The organism is Streptomyces sp. NPDC015242 (assembly GCF_043079125.1).
Lineage (GTDB): Bacteria > Actinomycetota > Actinomycetes > Streptomycetales > Streptomycetaceae > Streptomyces.
Genome location: NZ_JBIBUF010000003.1, coordinates 374,822 through 398,855, shown reverse-complemented (window position 1 = coordinate 398,855; position 24,034 = coordinate 374,822). Strand labels below are relative to the sequence as shown.

The window sequence follows — 24,034 nt, the reverse complement described above, 5'->3', positions numbered from 1 at the left end:
CGGTCCCACCAGCCGTGCGACCGCCCGCCGTTCCCCGATGTCAGCCGCTGAAGCCGGCCACGTTCTCCTTCGTGACCACCTTCACCGGCACCTTCACCGTCTCCTGCACCTTCTTGCCCTGGAGCGCCTTCAGCGCGTTGTCCACGGCGATCTTCCCCAGCTGGGACGGCTGCTGCGCCACCGACGCGTACAGCGTGCCGCCCTCGACCGCCTTCAGACCGTCAGGCGTGCCGTCGAAGCCGACGACCGAGACCGACTTTCCGGCCTTCGAGCCCAGCGCCTTGATCGCGCCGAGGGCCATCTCGTCGTTCGCCGCGATGACGCCCTGGACGTCCGGGTGGGCCTGGAGCAGGTTCGACATCACGTCGAGGCCCTTGGTGCGGTCGAAGTCGGCGGGCTGCTGCGCGACGACGTCGATGCCCGGGTAGGCCTTCAGGCCCTGGGCGAAGCCCGCGGCGCGCTCCCGGGCCGCGGACGTGCCCGCCTGGCCCTGGAGGATCACGATCTTGCCCTTGCCGCCCAGCTTGTCGGCGATGGTCTTCGCGGCCAGTTCACCGCCGGCGACGTTGTCCGAGGCGACCAGGGTGTCCGTCCTGGCGTTGTTCACCGTGCGGTCCACGGCGATGACCGGGATGTCCGCCTGGTCGGCGGCCTTCACGGAGTTGCTCGCCGCGTCCGAGTCCACCGGGTTGACGATGATCGCGCCCAGGTTCGAACTGGTGAAGTTCTGCAACTGGTTGGCCTGCTGGGAGGCGTCGTTCTGGGCGTCCGTGACGGTCAGGTCCACGCCCAGCTTCTTCGCCTCGGCCTCGGCGCCCGCCCGGATCTGCACGAAGAAGGGGTTGTTGAGGGTGGACAGCGACAGGCCCATCTTCGGGGCGGCCGTGGAGGAGGAGCCGTTGTGCAGGAAGGACGTGGCGCCGACGATCGCGACGGTGACCACGGCCGCGAGCGCGTAGGTCGTCGCCTGCTTGCCCTTGCCGCCGCCCGCGCCGCCGGTGACCGGGACGACGCCCGCCTTGCGGCGGGCCGTGTCCAGCAGCACCGCCAGCGCGATGACGACACCGATGACGACCTGCTGCCAGAACGCCGAGACGTTCAGCAGGTTCAGCCCGTTGCGCAGCACCGCCAGGATCAGCGCGCCGATCAGCGTGCCGGACGCCTTGCCGGTGCCGCCCGCCAGGGAGGCGCCGCCGATGACGACCGCGGCGATCGCGTCCAGCTCGTACCCGTCGGCGGCCTGCGGCTGCGCGGAGGACAGACGCGCGGCGAGGACGACACCCGCGACGGCGGCGAAGACACCGGAGAAGGCGTAGATGGCGAGCTTCTGCTTCTTCACGCGCAGTCCGGACAGGCGCGCGGCCTCCTCGTTGCCGCCGATCGCGTACATGGAGCGGCCGATGTACGTCCGGCCGAGCACGAACGCGGCGATCAGGCCCATCACGACCATGACCAGCACCGGCACCGGAAGCCAGCCGCCGAGGGTGTCGCCGAGGTGGGAGACCGAGTCGGGGAAGGCGATCGGGGAGCCCTCGGAGACGACCAGGGACAGGCCGCGGGCCACGGACAGCATGGCCAGCGTGGCGATGAACGGCGGCAGCTTGCCGTAGGAGATCAGCACGCCGTTGACCAGGCCGCAGACGATGCCCGTCGCTATGGCCAGCAGGACGGCGAGGAAGACCGGGACGCCCGCCGAGGTGGCGCTCCAGGCGAGCACCGTGGCCGACAGCGCGGCGACCGAGCCGACCGACAGGTCGATGCCCGCCGAGACGATCACGAACGTCACACCGAAGGCGAGGATGGCGGTCACGGCCGCCTGCACGCCGACGTTGAGGAGGTTGTCCGCCGTCAGGAAGTCGCCGGACAGCGCCGACATGGCGACGACGAGGACGATGAGCGCGGTGAGCGCGCCGTTGTCGAGCAGGAGGCGGCGCAGGCCCCCGGAGGCGCCCTGCGCGCCCGTCGTGCTCTTGAGCGTGTCAGTGGCCACGGGAGGCCTCCGTTCCGGTCGTGCTGGTGGTGGTGGTGCTGACGGCGAGTGCCATCACGGCGTCCTGGGTCGCCTCGTCGGCGGAGAGTTCACCGGCGATCCGCCCCTGGGCCATCACCAGCACCCGGTCGCTCATGCCGAGCACCTCGGGAAGGTCGCTGGAGATCATCAGGACGGCCGCGCCGGCGGCGGTGAGTTCGTTGACGAGCTGGTAGATCTCGACCTTGGCGCCGACGTCGATGCCGCGTGTCGGCTCGTCGAGGATCAGCACCTTGGTGTCGGCGAGCAGCCACTTGCCGATGACGACCTTCTGCTGGTTGCCGCCGGAGAGCGTGCGCACGTGCTGCCCGAGGCCCGCCATGCGCACCCCGAGCTGCCCGGCGATCCGCGCGGCCGCCGCGCGCTGCGCCTTGAGGTCGACGAGACCCGCGCGCGTGGCCGACCGCAGGGTCACCAGCCCGAGGTTCTCCTCCACCGACGCGTCCAGCACCAGGCCCTGGCCCTTGCGGTCCTCGGGGATGAGCCCGATGCCCGCGCTCACGGCCGCGTTGACGTCGTACTTGGCGACCGGGCTGCCCGAGACCTTCACACTGCCCCGGTCGTACGGGTCGGCCCCGAAGACCGCCCGGACGACCTCGGTCCGCCCGGCCCCGACCAGCCCCGCGATGCCGACGACCTCGCCGGCGTGCACCTCGAAGCCGACGTCGTGGAAGACGCCGTCCCGGGTGAGCCCCTCGACGGTGAGCAACGGGGCGCCCTTCGCGGGCCGTTCGCGCGGGTACTGCTGCTCGATCGAGCGCCCGACCATCAGCCGGACCAGTTCGTCCTCGGGAGTGGAGGCGGGCACCTGCCCGACGCTCCTCCCGTCCCGGATGACCGTCACCCGGTCGCCGAGCGCGGCGATCTCCTCCAGGTGGTGGGTGATGAAGACGATCCCGACGCCGTCCTCGCGCAGTGTGCGCACGATCGCGAAGAGCTTGTCGACCTCCTCGGAGGTGAGCACGGCCGTCGGTTCGTCCATGATCAGCACCCGCGCGTCCAGGCTCAGCGCCTTGGCGATCTCGACCATCTGCAGGCGAGCGATGCCGAGTTCGCGCACCCGCGCCCGGGGCGACACGTTCACGCCGACCCGCTGGAGCAGGACCTCGGCCTCGGCCTCCATCCGCTTGCGGTCGATCATCCCGAAGCGGCGGGGCTGCCGCCCGAGGAAGATGTTCTCGGCGACCGTCAGGTCGGGGACGAGGTTGAACTCCTGGTAGATGGTGGCGATCCCGAGCCGTTCGGAGTCCTGCGCGCTCTGGATGCGGGTCTCCTCACCGCCGACCAGGATCCGCCCGGCGTCGGGTGTGTAGGCGCCGGAGAGCATCTTGATGAGGGTGCTCTTGCCGGCGCCGTTCTCACCGAGCAGCACATGCACCTCGCCCCGGCGCAGGTCGAAGTCGACGCCGTCCAGCGCGACCACGCCCGGGAAGGTCTTCCGCAGGCCCTCGATGCGCAGCAACTCGTCCGCGTTGCTCACGACTGGCTCCTGTTCGTTACGGGGTTCTCGCCGCAGGAGCGGCGTACGACGAGTCGGGCGGGGAGGGTCACGGACGCGCCGGGCCGTCCCTCGATGCGGTCGACCAGGGCCCGTACGGCGGCCCGGCCCAGCTCGCCCGTGGGCTGGGCGATCGCGGTGACCGGCGGATCGGTGTGCACGAACCACCGGATGTCGTCGAACGCGGCCAGCGCGAGGTCGTCCGGCACGCGCAGCCCGCGCGCGCGTACGGCGTCCAGCGCGCCGAGCGCCATCAGGTTGTCGGCCGCGAACACCACCTCGGGCGGCTCGGCCAGGTCGAGGAAGCCCTCGGTGACCCGGCGCCCGCTCTCCGCCTGGAAGTCGCCCTGCCCTATGTAGGCGTCGGGCAGGGGAAGCCCGTACGCGCCGAGCGCATCCCGGAAGGCCTCCACGCGCTCCCGGCCGGTGGTGGTCGCCGCCGGGCCCGCGATGATCGCGAGCCGCCGGTGCCCGAGCCGGTGCAGATGCGCCACCAGGTCCCGGACCGCCGCCCGCCCGTCGGACCGGACGACCGGCACGTCCACGCCTGGGATCCACCGGTCGACGAAGACCATGGGCGTCCCGGCCCGGGCGGCGTCCAGCATCAGCGGCGAGCCGCCGTCGGTGGGGGAGACCAGCAGACCGTCGATCCGGCGGTCCAGCAGGGTGCGCACGTGGTGGTCCTGGAGGTCGGGCCGCTCGTCGGCGTTGCCGATGATCACGCTGTAGCCGAGCGCGCGGGCCTCCTCCTCGACGGAGCGGGCCAGTTCGGTGAAGTACGGGTTGAGGACGTCGCTGATGACCAGGCCGAGGGTGTGGGTCTGGTCGGTGCGCAGGGAGCGGGCGACGGCGTTCGGGCGGTAGCCCAGGGTCTCGACGGCGGCCAGCACGCGGGTGCGTGCCTCGGCGCTGACCGACGGGTGGTCGTTCAGGACGCGCGAGACCGTGGCGACGGAGACGCCCGCCTCGGCAGCGACGTCCTTGATGCTCGCCATCGCCGCTCCACCTCCTTGTGGAAACGGAACCCGTCACGGGTTCGTGGAATCGATTACATCGACGGAGGGATGGAATCGATTACACGGCGGTAAATCAAGCCCTCGCGGGCACCTCTTGACCGGATCGTGATGTCGCGGGCGACTTCCCGGCGGTCCAGGCTGGAGGGAGAGGAAGTCGTTACCCCTGGCCCGGCGGGCCGGAGCGGAGGAGTCATGACGGCGGCGACCCGGAACGACGTGCCCGTCGCGCTCGAGGGCGACGGAGTGGAACTGCGGACGATGCCCATCGGCGGCGGCCTGTCGGTCGGCTGGATCACCCTGCCCCAGGGCACCGACATGGGCCCGGCCCTGAAGGGCCTGCCGGACGACGCGTGCCAGTGCCCGCACTGGGGCTACCTGCTCAAGGGGCGGATCCGGATGCGCACGGCGGCGGGCGAGGAGGAGTACGAGGCGGGCCAGGCGTACTACTGGAAGCCCGGTCACGTCCCGGTGGCGCTGGAGGACAGCGAACTGGTGGAGTTCTCGCCGAGCGAGGACTTCCAGCAGGTGATCGACCACGTGGTGGCGCAGGGCGGCGGGTGAGCCCTGGTCGGGCGGGTGGCGGGGGGCGGCCCGGACCCGGCCGGACGGATGGTGGCGGCGGGGCGGCTGCGCCCTGGTCGGGCGCGGCGGGGTGCTTGAGCCCGGTCGGGCACGGGGTGGCGGCAGGGCGGCCGAACCCGGTCGGGCGGATGGCGGCGGCGGGGCGGCCGGGCCACGGTCGGGTACGTCGCGGCTGCGGGGCGGCCGAGCTGCGGTCGGGCACATGGTGGCGGCCGGGCAGCCGGGAGCCGGTCGGGTGCGTGGTCGCGGCGGGGCCGCTGGGCCCCGGCCCGGCACGTGGTGGCTGCGGGGCCGGCCGGGCAACGGTCGGGCACGTGGTGGCGGCGCGGTGGTTGAGCCCGGGAACCGGCCCGGCCCGCACCGATGAGTTCCGCCGGCCCGGGCGGTCTTCCCTCTCGTCGACCACAGGAGGAGCGCTGTGTCCCAGTTGCTGCGCGTGCAGAATTTCAACGTCTCGAGTGACGGCTACGGTGCCGGGGAGCATCAGAGCCTGGAGCGGCCCTTCGGGCACGTCGATCCCATGGAGATGTTCGCCTGGGCCGGTGCCACGGCGAGCTGGCCCAACCGCACCGAGCCCGGCGGCAGCCGCGGCCTGGACGACTACCTGACGCGCGACTTCCGCAACAACATCGGCGCCGAGATCATGGGCCGCAACAAGTTCAGTCCCCATCGCGGGCCGTGGCAGGACCACGAGTGGCAGGGCTGGTGGGGCGACGAGCCGCCGTTCCACACGCCGGTGTTCGTCATGACCCACCACGAGCGCCCCTCGTTCACGCTCTCCGACACCACGTTCCACTTCGTCGGCGGCGACCCGGCCGACGTCCTGGCGCGGGCGCGCGAGGCGGCCGGCGGCAAGGACGTCCGGCTCGGCGGCGGCGCGGCCACCATCCGGCAGTTCCTCGACGCCGACCTGGTGGACACGCTGCACGTGGCCGTCTCGCCCGGCGTGGTGATCGGGTCCGGCTCGCGGCTCTGGGAGTCCCCCGAGGAGCTGTACGACCGCTTCCACTGCGATGTGGTGCCGAGCCCCAGCGGGGTGATCCACCACCTGTTCTGGCGGAAGTGACGGCCCGTCAGCCGTCCTTGCCCCAGTCCAGCCGGTCGGCGAGCCCGGCCGCGGCGAAGGCGGCCTGCAACTCCTCGCGCCCCTCGGTGAAATGGGCCCAGCTGTCGTAGTGGACGGGAACGACACGGCGGGCGCCGAGGATCCGCGCGGCCTCGGCGGCCATGGCGCTGTCCAGGACCAGGACCTGGTTGTCGAAGAGGACGGTGAAGCGGGGAGCCCCGGCGAACAGCACGGCCGTGTCCACGGGACCGAAGCGGCCGGCGATCTCGCGGACCGCGTCGAGGGAGGCGTTGTCGCCGCTGACGTACACGGTGGGCAGGCCCTCGCCGGTCAGGACGAAGCCGACGACCTGGCCGGTGAAGGGCTCGACCTCCTCGCGGGGGCCGGGACCGTGCAGCGCGGGGACGCCGGTGACGGTGACCGTGCCGCCGCCGGGACGGTCCAGCTCGACGGACTGCCAGTCGGCGAGCCCCCTGACCCGGTCGCCGAGGCTCTCGCGCAGGCGCTTGCCGCCGCCCGGCGTGGTCAGGGTGAGGGGTATGCCGGAGAGCAGGGCCCGGCCGGAGGTGTCGAGGTTGTCGGCGTGCTCGTCGTGGGAGAGCAGCACCACGTCGACGCGGCCGAGGTCGGCAGGGGCGGCGGCGGACGGGGCGGTCTTGGTCAGGACCGGGCCGTCGCCGCGGGGGTAGTCGCCCGGTGCGTCGAAGGTGGGGTCCGTCAGAAAGCGCAGGCCGCCGTACTCGACGAGGGCGGTCGGGCCGCCGAAGGCGCGTACGGGGACGGAGTCACGGGTCACGGGCAGGGCGGATGACGACATGGAGCACCTCACGGATAGGAGGAAATTAACCGTGAGAAGAACGTAGCCGTTTCTCACGGATGAGGGCAACCCGTACCATGAGAACCATGGAGGAGCACGTCATCGACCAGTCCGCCCCGCCGCCCGTGCAGGGCGAGGAGGAGCACCCTTCGCTCGCCCTCGCCAACAGCGCCCCGGCCCTGCCCGGCGGGCACACGATCGATCTCCTGGGCAGCCCCGCGCAGGCCAACCAGTGGCTCACCCGGCGGGGCCTCGCCCCCGCGGACGCCGGTGTGCGCGAGATGTGCGCGGCCCAGCTCCGCTCGCTGCGCGAACAGATCAGGTCGCTGTTCGCCGCCCGGGCCGACGGTGTCCCCGCGCTGCCCGCGGCGGTGGCCGCCGTCAACGACGCGATGACCCGGGTGCCGACGGCCCCGCTGCTGCGCTGGGACGACAGCACCGGCCCCTACCGCACGGCGCCGCACCCCACGACCGCGATCGTCGACCTGGCACTGGCCACGCTCGCCGCCGACGCCGCCGACCTGCTCACCTCCGCCGAGGCCGAGCGCCTCACCGCCTGCGGCTCCCCGCCCTGCAACCGCTTCCTGCTGCGCCACGGCCGCCGCCAGTGGTGCTCCACCCGCTGCGGCGACCGCGCCCGCGCGGCCCGCGCGTACGCTCGGCGCGCCAACCCGCGATGACCGCGGATCACGCCCGGTGCGCGGGCCGGGCCTGCGTGGGGATCCGTGGGACGGAGCCGTAGCGGCGGGTGCGGCGGGCGTACTGCTCGATCGCGTTCCACAGGTCGCGGCGGTCCACCTCGGGCCATGGGGTGTCGAGGAACAGCAGCTCCGCGTACGTGGTCTGCCACGGCAGGAAGTTGGAGGTGCGCTGGTCGCCGCCGGTGCGCACCAGCAGGTCGACGTCGGGCAGTTCGGGGACGTGCAGATGGCGGGCGAAGGCGTGCTCGGAGACCGAGGCGGGGTCGATCCGGCCGGCGACCGCCTCCTGCGCGAGGTGCGCCGCGGCAGCCGTGATCTCGGCCCGGCCGCCGTAGTTGAGACACACGGTCAGGGTGAGCCCGGTGCGATCACGGGTGCTCTGCTCCGCCTCGACGAGTGCTCCGACGACGTCGGCCGGCAGCCGTGAGCGCAGCCCGGCCCAGCGCACGCGGACGTCCAGCGGCTCGGCGCCGTCCGTGATCCGGCGCATCTCGCGCGGGACCGCGTGCATCAGTGCGTGCAGTTCGTCGGCCGGGCGCTTCCAGTTCTCGGTGGAGAACGCGTACACGGTCAGGTACTTCAGGCCGATCTCCAGAGCGCCGCGGACGACGTCGGCCAGCGCGTCGGCGCCCGCCCGGTGGCCCTCGGTGCGCGGCAGGCCCCGGGCGGTGGCCCAGCGGCCGTTGCCGTCCATCACGATCGCGACGTGGCGTGGCACGGCCCCGGCGGGCAGCCGGGGCGGACGGGCGCCGGACGGGTGCGGTGCCGGCGGCACGACCGGTCGCCGCTCGGCGGCGACCGGATGCGCTCCGGCCGCGAGCGGGCGTACTTCGACGGGCCCGGCGGACCATGAGGGCGGGCCGGCCGGATCCGGCGGCGGGCAGGGCCGCACGGGGAACGGGAACAGGGCCCAGGCCAGCGCGGCCCGCGCCCGGGCGGGCAGCAGCACGCGCCGCCGGGCCCCTGCCGGCAGGGCCGGGCGATGGTGCAGCAGGGCCGCCGGTGCTTCGGCGGCGGCCTTGAGCCGCAGCCGGTACAGGTCGGTGTAGGCGCCGAGCGCGATGCCGACCGCCGGGTGCAGCACGGGCGGCACCGGTGTCCGGTCCAGCCAGCCGCGTGCCCGGGCGGCCAGGCGGCGGACCATCTCCTCGAACGCCGGGCTACCGCGCCGGTCCAGCAGGTCCGCCCGGCGCACGCCGGCTTCGTCCAGGGCCTCATCGGGCAACGGCACATGACCGTCCGCCAGGTCCTCGGAAAGGTCGACGAGGGCGTCGGTGAGGATGACGGCGTCGGCCGCCGCCTGCCACGCCACCGCCGCCTCCGGTACGCCCAAGGCGATCGCCTCGGGCTCGGCGGACAGGCCCGCGACCCGCATCAGCAAGGAGGCCGCGCGCAGCACGAACGGGGTGGTGACCAGACTGTTGTAGCTGCGCCACTCCTGCCACGTGGTGAACGCGCGCCCGTGGACGTCCAGGCGCAACTGCTCCAGCTGGGTGTGCATGAATCCCGGCGGCAGGTTCCAGGTGAGCATGGTGTGGATCAGCGCCCGCCGTACCGGGTCGGTGCTGCCGCCGTCGCGCAGGTCGGCGTCGAACGCCGAGATCCACGCCTCCAGCCGTTCGGCGCGTCCGGCGCCCTTCGTGTCGGACGGCTGTGCCGTGTCCGCCAGGCAGTCCACCGTGACCCCGGCGCCGTACAACGCCCAGGTCGCGGCGCGCAGGGGCGGCGGGAGCAGCAATGAGACGGCGTACTCGATCTCGCCCCTGGCGCGGGTGGCACGGCGGCACGCCTCGTAGCCGCGGCGCAGGAGAGGGTCGTGGATGCCGCTGCTCCGGTGGGTTCGGGCGGGGAGCACGAGTGAGGGCCTCACCTCACGCCTCCTCTTGGGCTGACGGGGCCTGTCGGGGGACCCAGGCCAGGGCCAGGGCGCTGCCGATGGCGGTGAGCAGGAAGCCGAGGAGCAGACCGCCGAGATTGGCGGCGACCAGACTGACCAGGGACAGTACGGCGGCCAGGACTCCGGAGAAGTAGCGCAGGGCCGGATTGCGCCACGTCGTCACCCCGGCGACGACGAAGAGGGCGCCCAGGGCCCAGGACGCCGCGCCGGCGGCGCCGGTGAACCGCAGAAAGCCCAGCCCCACCCAGGAGACGCAGATCAGCTCCAGCCCGCCGAGGGTGAGCAGCAGTCCCGCCACGAACGGCCGGCCCCGGCGCCACGCGGACCACGCACCAGGTCGGAACGCCGCGGTCATCGGGCCGCTCCGGACCGGCAGCCGCCCGCGGCCCGCAGCAGCTCGACGGACACCCCCCGGGAGGTGATCGTCCCGGCCGCGAAGGCGTGCGGCCGGGTGGTCACCCGGCTGCCGCTGACCTGCTCGGCGCCGACGGTGAACAGGCCCGTAGGCCGGTCCGGGGACGTCTGAGGGGTGCTGAACCTGGCGCCGGACAGCTTCACCGACCGGGCGGTGGTCCTGCCCGTCTCCACGGTCAGCCCGGTGGCCGACGCACGCTCGATCCGCACCACGGCCGTCACCGGGCCGATGACCGGCAGGTGGGCGGTGGAGGTCACGCAGGCGTCGTGCACGGTGGCCCGCTCCACCCGCGTGGCCAGCGCCGGAAGCAGGCCTCCCCGCCCGGAGGCGCCCGGGGAGGCCGAGACCCCCGACCCGGTGACCCGGGCGGCGTGGACCGTGACCGGCACCTCGCCCGCGAACGCCATGGAGACGGCCCCCGCGGCGCTTCCGGCCAGCAGGCCGGAGGCACCCAGGAGGAGGGGGGCCAGGGCCAAGGCGAACCGCAGGCGGCTCGTCCGCCCGGTCCGTGTCATCACCGGGTCGCTGTCGTCGATCACGTCCGGCCCAACGATTGTCCCGGTCAGAAGTACTGCCGAACTCACTATCGGCCGATACGACCGGGAACCACCCCGCTCCCGGCTCCCCGTTCCGCTGTCACACTCCGGCGGTACGGTCGGATCATGCCCAACCAGACGGGGACCCCCGCCGGCGAACGGCGACTCGCCGTGCTCGAAGGCGTCCTGGAGCGCATCACGTACGCCAACGAGGAGAACGGCTACACGGTCGCCCGGGTCGACACCGGCAGAGGCGGCGGTGACCTGCTCACGGTCGTCGGCGCGCTGCTCGGCGCCCAGGTCGGGGAATCCCTGCGCATGGAGGGCCGCTGGGGCTCCCACCCCCAGTACGGCAAGCAGTTCCACGTGGAGAACTACACGACGGTCCTGCCGGCCACGGTCCAGGGCATCCGCCGCTATCTCGGCTCGGGTCTGGTCAAGGGCATCGGCCCGGTCTTCGCCGACCGCATCACCCAGCACTTCGGGATGGACACCCTCAAGATCATCGAGGAGGAGCCGAAGCGGCTCATCGAGGTGCCCGGGCTCGGCCCCAAGCGCACGAAGAAGATCGCCGACGCCTGGGAGGAGCAGAAGGCCATCAAGGAGGTCATGCTCTTCCTCCAGACGGTCGAGGTCTCCACGTCCATCGCCGTGCGCATCTACAAGAAGTACGGCGACGCCTCCATCTCCGTCGTGAAGAACCAGCCCTACCGGCTCGCCGCCGACGTCTGGGGCATCGGCTTCCTCACCGCCGACAAGATCGCTCAGTCCGTCGGCATCCCGCACGACAGCCCCGAGCGCGTCAAGGCGGGTCTGCAGTACGCGCTGTCCCAGGCCACCGACCAGGGCAACTGCTACCTCCCCGAGGAGCGGCTCATCGCCGACGCGGTGAAGCTGCTCCAGGTCGACACCGGGCTCGTCATCGAGTGCCTCGCGGAGCTGGCCGAGGTCCCCGAGGACGGCGGCGACCCCGGGGTCGTCCGCGAGCGGGTGCCCGGCCCCGACGGTGGCCCGGAGCCGGTCACCGCCGTCTACCTCGTCCCCTTCCACCGCGCCGAACTCTCCCTCTCGGCCCAGCTGCTGCGTCTGCTGCGCACCGGCGAGGAGCGGATGCCGGGCTTCCGGACCGTCGCCTGGGACAAGGCGCTGACCTGGCTGAAGGGCCGTACGGGCACCGAGCTGGCCCCCGAGCAGGAGGCCGCCGTCAAACTGGCGCTCACCGAGAAGGTCGCCGTCCTCACCGGCGGTCCCGGCTGCGGCAAGTCCTTCACCGTCCGCTCGATCGTCGAACTGGCCCGTGCCAAGAAGGCCAAGGTCGTGCTCGCCGCCCCGACCGGCCGGGCCGCCAAGCGCCTGTCCGAGCTGACCGGCGCCGAGGCCTCCACGGTCCACCGCCTGCTGGAGCTCAAGCCCGGCGGCGACGCGGCCTACGACCGGGACCGTCCGCTCGACGCCGACCTGGTCGTGGTCGACGAGGCCTCCATGCTCGACCTGCTCCTCGCCAACAAGCTGGTCAAGGCCGTCCCGCCGGGGGCGCACCTGCTGTTCGTCGGGGACGTGGACCAGCTGCCCAGCGTCGGCGCGGGCGAGGTCCTGCGCGATCTGCTGGCCGACGGCAGCCCGATCCCGGCCGTCCGCCTCACCCGGGTCTTCCGCCAGGCCCAGCAGTCCGGGGTGGTGACCAACGCCCACCGCATCAACGCCGGGCAGCACCCGGTCACCGACGGCATGAAGGACTTCTTCCTCTTCGTCGAGGAGGACACGGAGGCCGCCGGGCGGCTCACGGTGGACGTGGCGGCCCGGCGCATTCCGGCCAAGTTCGGGCTCGACCCGCGCCGCGACGTGCAGGTGCTCGCCCCCATGCACCGCGGCCCGGCCGGCGCGGGCACGCTGAACGGCCTGCTCCAGCAGGCGGTCACCCCGGGCCGCCCGGACGTGCCCGAGAAGAGGTTCGGCGGCCGGGTCTTCCGCGTCGGCGACAAGGTCACCCAGATTCGCAACAATTACGAGAAGGGCAAGAACGGTGTCTTCAACGGCACCGTCGGCGTGGTCACCGCGCTCGACCCGGTCGACCAGCGCCTGACGGTGCTGACGGACGAGGACGAGGAGGTCCCGTACGAGTTCGACGAGCTCGACGAGCTGGCCCACGCCTATGCCGTGACGATCCACCGCTCGCAGGGCAGCGAGTACCCGGCGGTCGTCATCCCGGTCACCACGGGCGCCTGGATGATGCTCCAGCGCAACCTGCTCTACACGGCCGTCACGCGGGCCAAGCGGCTGGTCGTCCTCGTCGGGTCGCGCAAGGCGATCGGCCAGGCGGTGCGCACGGTTTCGGCGGGCCGCAGGTGCACGGCCCTCGACTTCCGGCTCGCCGGACAGAAAAATGATCGATCAAATGAGTCGTGAAGGTCACAGAGCACTTCCGGAAGGGGGAGGCAGGGGGCAGGATGGGCAAGTTGGCGGCACTCAGTGCCGTCAGTAGGCCCGATGGTCGACCCCGAGTGCACTCTCCTGAGCCAAGTGGGGGATGGTAGAGACAGTCAGGGCACCTCGAAGATGAGGCACAACGTCGGTGAGGGAAGACGTGAGCGACAACTCTGTAGTACTGCGGTACGGCGACGGCGAGTACACCTACCCGGTGATCGACAGCACCGTCGGTGACAAGGGCTTCGACATCGGAAAGCTCCGCGCCCAGACCGGTCTGGTGACGCTGGACAGCGGTTACGGCAACACCGCCGCGTACAAATCCGCCATCACCTATCTGGACGGCGAAGCGGGCATCCTGCGGTACCGCGGCTACCCGATCGAGCAGCTGGCCGAGCGCTCCACCTTCCTGGAGGTCGCCTACCTGCTGATCAACGGCGAGCTGCCGACGGTCGACCAGCTCTCGGCGTTCAAGAACGACATCACGCAGCACACCCTGCTGCACGAGGACGTCAAGAACTTCTACAAGGGCTTCCCGCGCGACGCCCACCCGATGGCCATGCTGTCCTCGGTCGTCTCGGCGCTGTCCACGTTCTACCAGGACAGCCACAACCCGTTCGACGAGCGCCAGCGCAACCTCTCGACGATCCGCCTGCTCGCCAAGCTCCCGACGATCGCGGCGTACGCGTACAAGAAGTCGATCGGTCACCCGTTCGTCTACCCGCGCAACGACCTCGGCTACGTCGAGAACTTCCTCCGCATGACCTTCTCGGTCCCCGCGCAGGAGTACGAGCTGGACCCGACCGTGGTCTCCGCGCTCGACAAGCTGCTGATCCTGCACGCGGACCACGAGCAGAACTGCTCGACCTCCACGGTCCGCCTGGTCGGCTCCTCGCAGGCGAACATGTTCGCCTCGATCTCCGCCGGCATCAACGCGCTGTGGGGCCCGCTGCACGGCGGCGCCAACCAGTCCGTGCTGGAGATGCTGGAGGGCATCCGCGACTCCGGTGGTGACGTCGACTCCTTCATCCGCAAGGTGAAGAACAAGGAGGACGGCGTCCGTCTGATGGGCTTCGGCCACCGGGTTTACAAGAACTTCGACCCGCGCGCCAAGATCATCAAGGCCGCCGCGCACGACGTGCTGTCCGCCCTCGGCAAGTCCGACGAGCTGCTGGACATCGCGCTGAAGCTGGAGGAGCACGCGCTCTCCGACGACTACTTCGTCTCGCGCAGCCTCTACCCGAACGTCGACTTCTACACCGGCCTGATCTACCGGGCCATGGGCTTCCCGACCGAGATGTTCACGGTCCTGTTCGCCCTCGGCCGGCTCCCGGGCTGGATCGCCCAGTGGCACGAGATGATCAAGGAGCCGGGTTCCCGCATCGGCCGCCCGCGCCAGATCTACACGGGCGTGATCGAGCGCGACTTCGTCCCCGTCGAGGAGCGCTGAGCCGCAGTACCGCTTCGGGCCCCCGTATCCGCGTGCCGGATGCGGGGGCTTTCGCGTGCCCGGCGCGGCGGGCGAGGAGAAAAAAAGAAGGCGCCCCGGAGCGCCGGTCCCCCCACGGGCCGACGACCAGGGCGCCTTCCCAGTCCCGGTTCGGATTCCCCCCACGGGATCCGGCCGGGCGTCTGTGAGGACAGCGCCTGAACCGCTGTTGAGCAGAACGAGCAGAACTCGCCGTACTACTGGTGGGTGCGATCTGCCGGGACAGCGCACGTCCGGGAGGGCCGCTCAAAGCTTCCCGGCGTACGTGCCCCGGCAACGCTCCCCCAAGCTCTCAACTTCGTTCGAGCAGGGAGGTACCCCCAGCTGGAGAAGTCCCCCAAGACATCCCCAGATGTCAGGTCACGCCCCCCAAGACGCTTCCCGACATCGTCAACTTAGACCTTCGAACCCCTTCGGTGGTTACGTTCGCATCACTGTGATCTGCGTCTCTTGCGTATGTCCGTTAGGTACGCAAGAGACCGAATGTGCCCTTCGGGGCTCAAGCGTAAGGATGATGCGCGCGCCTTGTGAAGAGCTTATGTGAGCTGGGCCCGGGACTCCAGAGGGGGCTCATATCGCGATCGTCGCGAAGGCGCGGAGAATGGGGGCGCATTCACCGGAATGTCCGCAACCGGAGGCTGTTCGTGACGACGAAGACGGACGAGAACGCCATCGCGGCCCCCGCGATCATGGGATTCAGCAGCCCGGCCGCGGCCAGCGGCAGCGCGGCCACGTTGTAGCCGAAGGCCCACACGAGGTTGCCCTTGATGGTGGCCAGCGTCCGGCGGGAGAGCCGGATCGCGTCCGCGGCCACGCGCAGGTCGCCGCGGACCAGGGTCAGATCGCCCGCCTCGATCGCCGCGTCCGTGCCCGTGCCCAGGGCCAGGCCCAGATCGGCGGTGGCGAGCGCGGCGGCGTCGTTCACGCCGTCACCGACCATGGCCACGACCCGTCCCTCGGCCTGCAGCTCCCGCACGGCCGCGACCTTGTCCTCGGGCAGGACCTCGGCGACGACCCGGTCGATGCCCACCCGCTCGGCGACCGCCTCGGCCACCGCCCGGTTGTCCCCGGTCAGCAGCACCGGCGTGAGCCCCAGGGCGCGCAGGTCCCGCACCGCCTGCGCACTGGTCTCCTTGACCGTGTCCGCCACGGCCAGCACGGCCATGGCCGTCCCGTCCCAGCCGGCCAGCACGGCGGTACGCCCGGCCCGCTCCGCCTCCTCGCGCGCACGGGCCAGCTCCGGCGGCACGTCGTCGAAGAGCCGCCCCACCGCCACCGCACGGCCCTCCACGCGGCCGCGTACGCCCCGCCCGGGGACGTTCTCGAAGTCCTCGGCCTCCGGGAGCCGCCCGGCCCTCTCCTCGGCGCCCAGGGCGATCGCACGGGCGACGGGGTGCTCGGAGGCGTGCTCGACGGCCCCCGCGAGCCGCAGCACCTCCTTCTCGTCGGCGCCCTCGGCGAGGCGGACCTCCTGGAGGGTCATCCGGCCCGTGGTGACCGTGCCGGTCTTGTCCAGGACGACCGTGTCGATCCGGCGCGTGGACTCCAGCACCTCCGGGCCCTTGATGAGGATGCCGAGCTGGGCGCCGCGGCCCGTGCCGACCATGAGCGCGGTGGGGGTGGCCAGGCCCAATGCGCACGGGCAGGCGATGATCAGCACCGCGACGGCCGCCGTGAACGCGGCGACGGCGTCACCGGTCAGCCCCAGCCACGTCCCGGCGGTCGCGGCCGCGATCAGCAGCACGACCGGCACGAAGATCCCGGAGATCCGGTCGGCGAGCCGCTGCACCTCGGCCTTGCCGTTCTGCGCGTCCTCCACCAGCCGCGCCATCCGGGCGAGCTGCGTGTCGGCGCCGACCCGGGTGGCCTCGACGACGAGCCGGCCGCCCGCGTTGACCGTGGCGCCGGTGACCGTGTCCCCGGGCGTGACGTCCACCGGCACGGACTCGCCGGTCAGCATCGAGGCGTCCACCGCGGAGGCGCCCTCGACGACCGTGCCGTCGGTGGCGATCTTCTCGCCGGGGCGGACGACGAACCGGTCCCCGACGGCCAGCCGCCGCGCCGGGATCCGCACCTCGCGCCCGTCCCGCAGCACGGCGACGTCCTTGGCGCCCAGTTCCATCAGGGCGCGCAGGGCGGCTCCGGCGCGGCGCTTGGAGCGGGCCTCCAGGTAGCGGCCCAGCAGGATGAAGACGGTGACCCCGGCGGCGACCTCCAGGTAGATCGAGGAGGCGCCGTCCCCGCGTGAGACGGTGAGCTCGAAGGGGTGCCGCATGCCGGGCGTCCCCGCGTCACCGAGGAACAGCGCCCACAGGGACCAGCCGAACGCGGCCAGTGTGCCGAGGGAGACCAGCGTGTCCATGGTGGCGGCGCCGTGCCTGGCGTTGGTCCAGGCCGCGCGGTGGAACGGCGCCCCGCCCCGGACGACGACCGGGGCGGCGAGTGTGAGCGACAGCCACTGCCAGTTGTCGAACTGCAGGGCGGGGACCATGGCGAGCAGGACGACCGGGACGGCGAGGGCGGCGGCGGCCAGCAGGCGCCGGCGCAGGTCCCGCAGCTCGGCGTCCCGCTCCCGCCCGGCCGGGTCCGGTGCGGACTCCTCCTCCTCGGGCGGGGGCGCGGGTTCCTCGGCGGTGTAGCCGGTCCTGACCACGGTGGCGATCAGGTCGGCGACCTCGGTGCCCTCGGGGTAGGTGACCCGGGCCTTCTCCGTCGCGTAGTTGACCGTGGCGGTGACGCCGTCCATGCGGTTGAGCTTCTTCTCGACGCGGGCCGCGCAGGAGGCGCAGGTCATCCCGCCGATGAGCAGCTCGACCTCGGCGAGCGCGGGTGCGCGGCCGGCCGGCGCCCGGTCGGTGGTGCTGGTCATGTCCTCACTCCAGGAGATGCGGGGCGCCCGCGAAGCGGGACGGGCCGTACGGGCCGGGGCGGCGGCCGTACGGCCCGTACACGGGTACGAGTGCCTGGATCGGCACGTCTCAGACCTGTCCCGGTCGCGGGACCGGGGCGGCCGTGCGGCCGGGCGGGCGGGGCCCGTACGCCCGGCCCGATGGATCAGGCCCGGCCCGCCAGTTCGAAACCGGCCTCGTCGACGGCTGCGCGGACGGCCTCCTCGTCGAGCGGGGCCGCGGAGACGACGGTGACCTCGCCGGTCGAGGCGACGGCCGTCACCGAGGTGACGCCGGAGAGCTGGGAGAGCTCGCCGGAGACGGCACCCTCGCAGTGTCCGCAGCTCATGCCGCTCACCTTGTAGACGGTGGTGACGGGGCCCGTGGTGTCGGTCTGGGCGGTCATGTCGTTACTCCTCGTCGAGGCGTGTGGGGCCGCGGGGGCCCGTGAGGGCTCCCGCCACCTCCACTGTACCCCTAGGGGGTATTGGTTTCACGCCACCCCCGCCCGGCCGGAACCCCGGGACGTGGAGGGCCCGACAGGCGGACCGGCCGGGCCGGTTAGCGTCTGACTCCCGGGGCGGGCGGACGTCCCGCACTCCGGGACACGACACGAACGGAAGGCGGGTGGGTCATGCGGGCCGTGGTGTTCGAGCGGTACGGGGAGACGGCCGAGGTCCGGGAGGTCGCCGACCCGGAGCCCGCGGAGCACGGGGTGGTCGTCCGGGTGGAGGCCACCGGGCTGTGCCGCAGCGACTGGCACGGCTGGCAGGGCCACGACCCCGGCATCCGCCTCCCGCACGTGCCCGGGCACGAACTGGCCGGGGTCGTCGAGACCGTGGGCGCCCGGGTGAGCCGGTGGCGGCCCGGCGACCGGGTCACCGTGCCGTTCGTCTGCGCCTGCGGCACCTGCCCGTCCTGCGCGGCCGGTGATCACCAGGTGTGCGAGCGTCAGACCCAGCCCGGCTTCACGCACTGGGGCTCCTTCGCCCAGTACGTGGCGCTGGACCACGCCGACGTGAACCTCGTGGCGCTGCCCGGGGAGATGTCCTTCGCCACGGCGGCCTCGCTCGGCTGCCGGTTCGCCACGGCGTACCGGGCGGTGGTGGCGCAGGGCAGGGCCGCCGCGGGGGAGTGGGTGGCGGTGCACGGCTGCGGCGGGGTGGGCCTGTCGGCGGTGATGATCGCCGCCGCCGCGGGCACCCGGGTCGTGGCCGTGGACGTGTCGCCCCGGGCCCTTGAGCTGGCGCGGAGGTTCGGGGCGGCGCACTGCGTGGACGCGGCGGCCGTCCCCGACACGGCGGCGGCGGTCCGCGACCTCACCGGCGGTGGCGCGCACCTCTCGCTCGACGCCCTCGGCGCGCCCGCCACCTGCGCCGCCTCCGTGAACGGCCTGCGCCGCCGGGGCCGGCACGTCCAGGTCGGGCTGCTGCCCTCGCCGGACGGCACGACACCGGTGCCGATGGCCCGCGCGATCGCCCTGGAGCTCGAACTGCTCGGCAGCCACGGCATGGCCGCGCACACCTATCCGCCGCTGCTGGAACTGGTCCGCGGCGGCGTCCTGCGCCCGGACCTGCTGGTGACCAGCACGATCGGGCTGGACAGGGCCCCGTCCGCGCTGGCGGCGATGGGGACGGCGGCGGGAGCGGGGGTGACGGTCGTCGAGCCGTGGGGCTGACGGCCCGCCGGGCCCGGGCCGCCGGCCCGGGCCCGGCGGACGCGCGTGCCCCACACGACGGTGGGGCACGGGGCGGGGGGCGTGGACGGATCAGTCGGCTCCCCGGTTGCGGTTGCCGGGCCGGGAGGCGACCCAGGCGCGCACCGTGTCGGCGTACCAGTAGGGCTTGCCGCCCTCGACGTGGTCGGGCGGGGGCAGCAGGCCGTGCTTGCGGTAGGACCGCACGGTGTCCGGCTGGACCCGGATGTGTGCCGCGATCTCCTTGTAGGACCAGAGCCTTCGGTCGGTCATGACGTGTACCTCCTCGCGCGCACCACGGCGGCGGCCGGGAACGGCCGTCCGGGGGAGCCGGGTGCTGCGCCGGCGATCAACAAGCCTGTGTCCGGTCAACGACGTTCCGTGACACCGGACAGGGCCTGTGCGCCGGGTGTGACGGAAGGCCCGCGTACACGCGACATGTGTGACACGGGGGTGGTGTTTGTGACACAGCCGGGGCAAAGGCGTGCGCCGGAGCGTCGGCGGGGCACCTTGACGCGGCGCCCCGGGGCCGGCGTTCAGTCGTCCAGCAGGCGCCAGGCCGTCAGGGCGAGGCCGGCGCGCAGCAGGCCGGCGGGCTCGGTCAGCTCGAAGCCCAGAGCCCTGCCGATCAGTTCCAGCCGCCGCGCCACGCTGCTGTGGTGCAGGTGGAGCCGGTCGGCGGCCCGGCGCAGGGTGCCGGTGGCGCAGTAGGCCTCCAGGGTGCGCAGGTCCTCGGGGGCGTCGGCGAGCCGGGCGATCGCGGTCACGTCGGGGTTGGACCGCACGGTGTCCGCGGGGACCTCGGCGAGCAGCGCCAGCGCTCCCAGGTCGGCGTGCGAGACGACCGGACGGCGCGCGGTGGTGAAACGGAGGGCCGTGCGGGCCTGCTGCCAGGACACCTCGGGGCGCTCGGCGGTACCGATGCCCGCGCGCACGCCCTCCGGGAGCGCGGCCCGGTCCACCCGCGCGGCCAGGATGACGCCGACGTCGCCGAGCGGTGCCGCCTTCACCGGCCGCGCCGGGCAGAGCAGGGCGCCGAGCCGGTCCAGCGGCACCGTCGTCCGGACGGCCACGGCGCGGATCGGCAGTTCGGGGGCGAAGCCCAGCAGCCGCAGGGCGCGGGCCCTGGCGGCCTCCTCGGTGCCCCGGCTGACGACCAGTTCGACCAGGGCCGGGTCGGCCATGGTCGTGCGGGCCGGGCCGTACCGCTCGACGACCGCGGCGGCGGCGATGGCGAGCCGGTCCAGCAGCACCTCGTCGAGCGGGAGGGGCGGGCCGGGCCGCTCCAGCCAGACCGTGCCGATCTCCTCGTCGTCGAGGGTGACCGCCACCGCGCTGGACTCGGGCGCGGGCGGGGCGGGCGCCTGCCCGCCGTCGGGGGAGAAGCGGATCGGCCGTCCCGTGCCGTGCAGCCGGATCCCGGCCACGCACTCCGCCAGGCCCGCCGAGGCCCGGGCCAGGGCCGGGAGGTCGACCCGGCGGCGCATCAGGGTGTCGTAGAACATCACGACCCGGATCGCGCCCTCGACCTGCGCGTCGAGCTGCGACAGCCGTACGGCCAGTGCCTCCATGGCGAGAGGATATGCGCCGTTCGGTGCTCAACGGGGGCCTTGTGCCCGACGGTTGGCGGATGCCCCGGAAGCCGGCGGGCGGTGAGGATGGCCGGCATGGACCCTGAACTCGAGGCATTCGTACCGCTGTTCCCGCGCGCCGACCTCACCGACCCGCTGGCCGAGCGCAAGAACTTCGCCGACCTGGCCACCTCCGTCCCGGCGCCGGACACCGCCGGCATGGAGGTCGAGGACCACACCGTGCCCGGCGAGCCGGACGTGCCGGTCCGCGTCTACCGTCCGCACCGGGCGCGCGGCGCCGTCGTCTGGCTGCACGGCGGCGGATTCGTCATGGGGAACCTGGACACCGAACACCCCTGGGCCGCCCGGCTCGCCGCCGCCTCCGGGGCGGTGGTGATCTCGGTGGGCTACCGCCTGGCACCCGAGCACCGGTTCCCGGCCGCTCTCGACGACGCGTACACCGTGCTGACCTGGGCCGCGGGACACGCGGCCGGGCTCGGAGCCGAGCCGGAGCGGATCGCCGTCGGCGGGCACAGCGCCGGCGGCGGCCTGGCGGCGGCGCTGGCGCTGCGGGCCCGGGACCGGCAGGGGCCGCCGATCCGCTTCCAGTTGCTCAACCAGCCCCAGCTGGACGACCGGCAGGAGACGTGGTCGCAGCGCGCCTTCACCGACACGCCCTGGATGAACCGGGCCAAGGTCACCGCCTCCTGGCGGCACTACCTGGGGGAAGCGCCCGCCACGCCCCACGCGGCCCCGGCCCGGGCCACCGACCTCACGGGTCTGCCGCCCGCCTACGTGGCCACCGCGGAGCTGTGCCCGAACCGCGACGAGGACATCGCCTACGCCCTGCGCCTGCTCCAGGCGGGCGTGCCGGTCGAACTGCACCAGTGGCCCGGCACCTTCCACGGCTCCCAGGCGATCCTCTCCGCCGACGTCTCGCAGCGGCAGATCGCCGAACTCGCGGCGGCCCTGCGCCGCGCCCTGGCCGAGTGAACCGGCCGCACCCCGCCCCCCGGACAGCAGGAAAGGACCCCACGGCCATGACGCTCGCCCCGTTCGGCCTCTTCACCTCGTTCATCCGCCTCGGCGCAGGCGGCGAGGTGCGCGTCGAGGAACCCGCGTTCGACCCCGAGCAGGACTCGTGGCAGGTGATGACCTTCCACGTGGAGACCGACGAGGACGTCCACGGCGACCACTGGGAGATCCACACCGAGGCCGACGAGGTCGTCGCCTGCCTCACCGGCGGCATCCGCCTCCGCCTGCGCCCCGAGCGGCCGGACGGGCAGGAGGAGGAGACCGGCCTGGCCCCGGGGACCGCCGTGGTCGTGCCGCGCGGCCGCTGGCACCGCATCGCGCTGGACGCGCCCAGCGACATCATGTCCGTCACCCTGCCCCGCGGCAGCCGTCTGGAGAGGCGGACCGAGGTCTAGGACCGAAGACTGCACAGAGAAGGACCAGGTGGCGCCGAAAGCGCTGTCATAATCTGGTCCGAATGTCCGGACAAAACATTGACAGGGCTTCGTGAAGGGGGCTACAACACCGGGGAGAGCCGAGCACCGAGGGGACACGATGGCGTACGACCTGATCACCATGGGGCGGATCGGAGTGGATCTGTATCCGCTGCAGACAGGCGTGCCGCTGCCGCAGGTCACCTCCTTCGGCAAGTTCCTCGGCGGTTCCGCGAGCAACGTCGCGGTCGCCGCGGCCCGCCTGGGCCGGCGGACCGCGCTGATCACCCGGACCGGCGACGACCCCTTCGGCGCCTACCTGCACGAGGCCCTGAAGGACTTCGGCGTGGACGACCGCTGGGTCACCCCCGTCCCCGGCCTGCCCACCCCCGTCACCTTCTGCGAGATCTTCCCGCCGGACGACTTCCCGCTGTACTTCTACCGGCAGCCCAAGGCCCCGGATCTGGAGATCGACGCCCACGAGCTGGACCTCGACGCCATCCGCGAGGCCCGTGTCTTCTGGATCACCGGCACGGGCCTGAGCGAGGAGCCCAGCCGCACGGCCACCCTCGCGGCCCTCGCCCACCGCGCCAAGGCCGGCCCGACCGTCTTCGACCTCGACTGGCGCCCCATGTTCTGGCCGGACCCGGCGCAGGCCCGCCCCTTCTACACGGAGGCCCTGCGCCACACCACCGTCGCGGTCGGCAACCTCGACGAGGTGGAGGTCGCCACCGGCGTGCGCGAACCGCACGCCGCCGCCCGCGCCCTGCTGGACGCCGGGGTCGAGCTGGCCGTCGTCAAGCAGGGCCCCAAGGGCGTCCTGGCGGTGAACAGCGCCGGGGAGAGCGCCGAAGTGCCGCCGCTGCCGGTGACCGTCCTCAACGGCCTGGGCGCCGGCGACGCCTTCGGCGGGTCCCTCGTCCACGGCCTGCTGGCCGGCTGGGACCTGGAGAAGACCATGCGGCACGCCAACGCCGCCGGAGCCATCGTGGCCTCCCGCCTGGAGTGCTCCTCCGCGATGCCCACCCCGGCCGAGATCGAGGCGGCCGTCACCGCGGGGGCCGTCACGTGAGTGTCGACGTCTCCGAACTCGTCCGCCTGCGCAGCCGCCACCCGGAGGCGATCGCCGAGGCCGCGGCGCGCCGCACCCGCAGGCCGCTGCTGAACGACACCGGCCGGCTGATGATCGTCGCCGCCGACCACCCGGCCCGCGGCGCCCTCGGCGCCGGCGGCCGCAGCCTCGCCATGGCCAACCGCGCCGACCTCCTCGAACGTCTCTGCCTGGCCCTCTCGCGCCCGGGCGTGGACGGCGTCCTCGCCACCGCCGACATCCTCGACGACCTGCTGCTGCTCGGCGCTCTCGACGGCAAGGTCGTCATGGGCTCCATGAACCGCGGCGGCCTCCAGGGCGCCCGCTTCGAACTCGACGACCGCTTCACCGGCCACCGCCCCGAGGACATCGAGCGCCTCGGCTTCGACGCGGGCAAACTGCTGCTGCGCGTCGACTACGACGACCCGGGCTCGCTGACCACCCTGGAGTCCACCGCCCGGGCCGTCGACGCCATGGCGGCCCGCCGGCTGCCCGTCTTCGTCGAGCCGTTCATCAGCCGCCGCGACGCCTCGGGCCGGCTGCGCAACGACCTGTCCGCCGAGGCCGTCACCCGGTCGATCGCCATCGCCTCGGGCCTGGGCGGCAGCTCCGCCTACACCTGGCTGAAGGTGCCCGTCACCGACAACCCCGACGACATGGCCGAGGTCATGGCGACCTCCACGCTGCCCGCCGTCCTGCTCGGCGGGGAGGTCGGGGGCTCCGCCGAGGAGCAGGCCGGGGCGTACGAGAAATGGCGCGGCGCCCTCCAACTGCCCACCGTGTGCGGGCTGGTGGTGGGACGCTCGCTGCTGTACCCGGCGGACGGCGACGTGGCCGCCGCCGTGGACACCGCCGTAGGACTGCTGTGAGG

Annotated in this window: 21 protein-coding genes; 10 read left to right on the top strand and 11 right to left on the bottom strand. The window is 73.0% G+C overall.

Features of this window, described 5'->3' with window-relative positions:
* Positions 1-40: 40 nt before the first annotated feature.
* Genes ACF07N_RS13305 through ACF07N_RS13295 form a run of 3 tightly spaced genes read right to left on the bottom strand, consistent with a single transcriptional unit; the run spans position 41 to position 4,522 of the window.
* Positions 41-1,990 (bottom strand): substrate-binding domain-containing protein, encoded by a 1,950-nt coding sequence (locus ACF07N_RS13305; protein WP_392111850.1) that lies wholly within the window; start codon positions 1,988-1,990, stop codon positions 41-43.
* Positions 1,980-3,509, bottom strand: a complete 1,530-nt coding sequence (locus ACF07N_RS13300; RefSeq protein WP_392111847.1) for a sugar ABC transporter ATP-binding protein — start codon at positions 3,507-3,509, stop codon at positions 1,980-1,982. Before ACF07N_RS13300 ends, ACF07N_RS13305 begins: the two co-directional genes overlap by 11 nt.
* A complete protein-coding gene (locus tag ACF07N_RS13295; RefSeq protein WP_392111844.1) occupies positions 3,506-4,522 on the bottom strand; it encodes a LacI family DNA-binding transcriptional regulator in 1,017 nt (338 codons plus the stop codon). Before ACF07N_RS13295 ends, ACF07N_RS13300 begins: the two co-directional genes overlap by 4 nt.
* 213 nt (positions 4,523-4,735) lie before the next feature.
* Between ACF07N_RS13295 and ACF07N_RS13290 the strand changes: the two genes are divergently transcribed.
* On the top strand, positions 4,736-5,104 hold the full coding sequence (locus ACF07N_RS13290; protein WP_392111841.1) for a hypothetical protein: 369 nt from the start codon (positions 4,736-4,738) through the stop codon (positions 5,102-5,104).
* Positions 5,105-5,543: 439 nt separating this feature from the next.
* On the top strand, positions 5,544-6,191 hold the full coding sequence (locus ACF07N_RS13285; protein ID WP_392111838.1) for a dihydrofolate reductase family protein: 648 nt from the start codon (positions 5,544-5,546) through the stop codon (positions 6,189-6,191).
* 7 nt (positions 6,192-6,198) lie between these two features.
* Here the strand turns inward: ACF07N_RS13285 and ACF07N_RS13280 are convergent, their stop codons facing one another.
* Complete coding sequence (locus tag ACF07N_RS13280) at positions 6,199-7,008, bottom strand: MBL fold metallo-hydrolase (protein ID WP_392111835.1); 810 nt, start codon at positions 7,006-7,008, stop codon at positions 6,199-6,201.
* An 86-nt stretch (positions 7,009-7,094) separates the two neighbouring features.
* On the opposite strand from ACF07N_RS13280, the gene ACF07N_RS13275 reads away from it, so the two are divergent.
* On the top strand, positions 7,095-7,688 hold the full coding sequence (locus tag ACF07N_RS13275) for a CGNR zinc finger domain-containing protein (RefSeq protein WP_392111832.1): 594 nt from the start codon (positions 7,095-7,097) through the stop codon (positions 7,686-7,688).
* A gap of 7 nt (positions 7,689-7,695) precedes the next feature.
* Here the strand turns inward: ACF07N_RS13275 and uppS are convergent, their stop codons facing one another.
* The 3 genes from uppS to ACF07N_RS13260 are packed head-to-tail and all read right to left on the bottom strand — an operon-like array spanning position 7,696 to position 10,560.
* Positions 7,696-9,579 carry a polyprenyl diphosphate synthase gene (gene uppS, locus ACF07N_RS13270; protein WP_392111830.1) on the bottom strand — a complete coding sequence of 628 codons (1,884 nt, stop codon included), beginning with the start codon at positions 9,577-9,579 and terminating at the stop codon, positions 7,696-7,698.
* A 1-nt stretch (position 9,580) separates the two neighbouring features.
* Entirely contained in the window at positions 9,581-9,961 is a 381-nt protein-coding gene (locus ACF07N_RS13265; protein ID WP_392111827.1) for a DUF6114 domain-containing protein, read from the bottom strand.
* The gene (locus ACF07N_RS13260) at positions 9,958-10,560 is read right to left on the bottom strand and encodes a DUF6230 family protein (RefSeq protein ID WP_392111824.1); all 603 of its coding nucleotides are present in this window, start codon (positions 10,558-10,560) and stop codon (positions 9,958-9,960) included. Before ACF07N_RS13260 ends, ACF07N_RS13265 begins: the two co-directional genes overlap by 4 nt.
* 123 nt (positions 10,561-10,683) lie before the next feature.
* On the opposite strand from ACF07N_RS13260, the gene ACF07N_RS13255 reads away from it, so the two are divergent.
* Positions 10,684-12,963, top strand: coding sequence for an ATP-dependent RecD-like DNA helicase (locus ACF07N_RS13255; protein ID WP_392111821.1), 2,280 nt, complete (start codon positions 10,684-10,686; stop codon positions 12,961-12,963).
* 178 nt (positions 12,964-13,141) lie between these two features.
* Complete coding sequence (locus tag ACF07N_RS13250) at positions 13,142-14,431, top strand: citrate synthase (RefSeq protein WP_309095463.1); 1,290 nt, start codon at positions 13,142-13,144, stop codon at positions 14,429-14,431.
* A 652-nt stretch (positions 14,432-15,083) separates the two neighbouring features.
* On the opposite strand, the gene ACF07N_RS13245 is transcribed toward ACF07N_RS13250, so the two are convergent.
* The gene (locus ACF07N_RS13245; RefSeq protein WP_392111818.1) at positions 15,084-17,339 is read right to left on the bottom strand and encodes a heavy metal translocating P-type ATPase; all 2,256 of its coding nucleotides are present in this window, start codon (positions 17,337-17,339) and stop codon (positions 15,084-15,086) included.
* Positions 17,340-17,524: 185 nt separating this feature from the next.
* A complete protein-coding gene (locus tag ACF07N_RS13240) occupies positions 17,525-17,764 on the bottom strand; it encodes a heavy-metal-associated domain-containing protein (RefSeq protein WP_383328110.1) in 240 nt (79 codons plus the stop codon).
* Between the two features lie 228 nt (positions 17,765-17,992).
* On the opposite strand from ACF07N_RS13240, the gene ACF07N_RS13235 reads away from it, so the two are divergent.
* On the top strand, positions 17,993-19,036 hold the full coding sequence (locus ACF07N_RS13235) for a zinc-dependent alcohol dehydrogenase family protein (RefSeq protein ID WP_392111815.1): 1,044 nt from the start codon (positions 17,993-17,995) through the stop codon (positions 19,034-19,036).
* A 90-nt stretch (positions 19,037-19,126) separates the two neighbouring features.
* On the opposite strand, the gene ACF07N_RS13230 is transcribed toward ACF07N_RS13235, so the two are convergent.
* Together ACF07N_RS13230 and ACF07N_RS13225 are read right to left on the bottom strand one after the other, a co-directional pair.
* Complete coding sequence (locus tag ACF07N_RS13230; protein WP_383328104.1) at positions 19,127-19,327, bottom strand: helix-turn-helix transcriptional regulator; 201 nt, start codon at positions 19,325-19,327, stop codon at positions 19,127-19,129.
* A gap of 263 nt (positions 19,328-19,590) precedes the next feature.
* Positions 19,591-20,625 carry a helix-turn-helix domain-containing protein gene (locus ACF07N_RS13225; RefSeq protein WP_392111812.1) on the bottom strand — a complete coding sequence of 345 codons (1,035 nt, stop codon included), beginning with the start codon at positions 20,623-20,625 and terminating at the stop codon, positions 19,591-19,593.
* A 96-nt stretch (positions 20,626-20,721) separates the two neighbouring features.
* Between ACF07N_RS13225 and ACF07N_RS13220 the strand changes: the two genes are divergently transcribed.
* From ACF07N_RS13220 to ACF07N_RS13205, 4 genes are all read left to right on the top strand, one after another.
* Positions 20,722-21,618: an alpha/beta hydrolase gene (locus tag ACF07N_RS13220; protein ID WP_392111809.1), complete on the top strand. Its 897-nt coding sequence runs from the start codon at positions 20,722-20,724 to the stop codon at positions 21,616-21,618.
* A gap of 47 nt (positions 21,619-21,665) precedes the next feature.
* Positions 21,666-22,055, top strand: a complete 390-nt coding sequence (locus tag ACF07N_RS13215) for a cupin (RefSeq protein WP_392111806.1) — start codon at positions 21,666-21,668, stop codon at positions 22,053-22,055.
* Positions 22,056-22,194: 139 nt separating this feature from the next.
* Positions 22,195-23,145 carry a 5-dehydro-2-deoxygluconokinase gene (gene iolC, locus ACF07N_RS13210; RefSeq protein WP_392111803.1) on the top strand — a complete coding sequence of 317 codons (951 nt, stop codon included), beginning with the start codon at positions 22,195-22,197 and terminating at the stop codon, positions 23,143-23,145.
* The gene (locus ACF07N_RS13205; protein ID WP_383582022.1) at positions 23,142-24,032 is read left to right on the top strand and encodes a deoxyribose-phosphate aldolase; all 891 of its coding nucleotides are present in this window, start codon (positions 23,142-23,144) and stop codon (positions 24,030-24,032) included. Before iolC ends, ACF07N_RS13205 begins: the two co-directional genes overlap by 4 nt.
* Positions 24,033-24,034 lie beyond the last annotated feature (2 nt).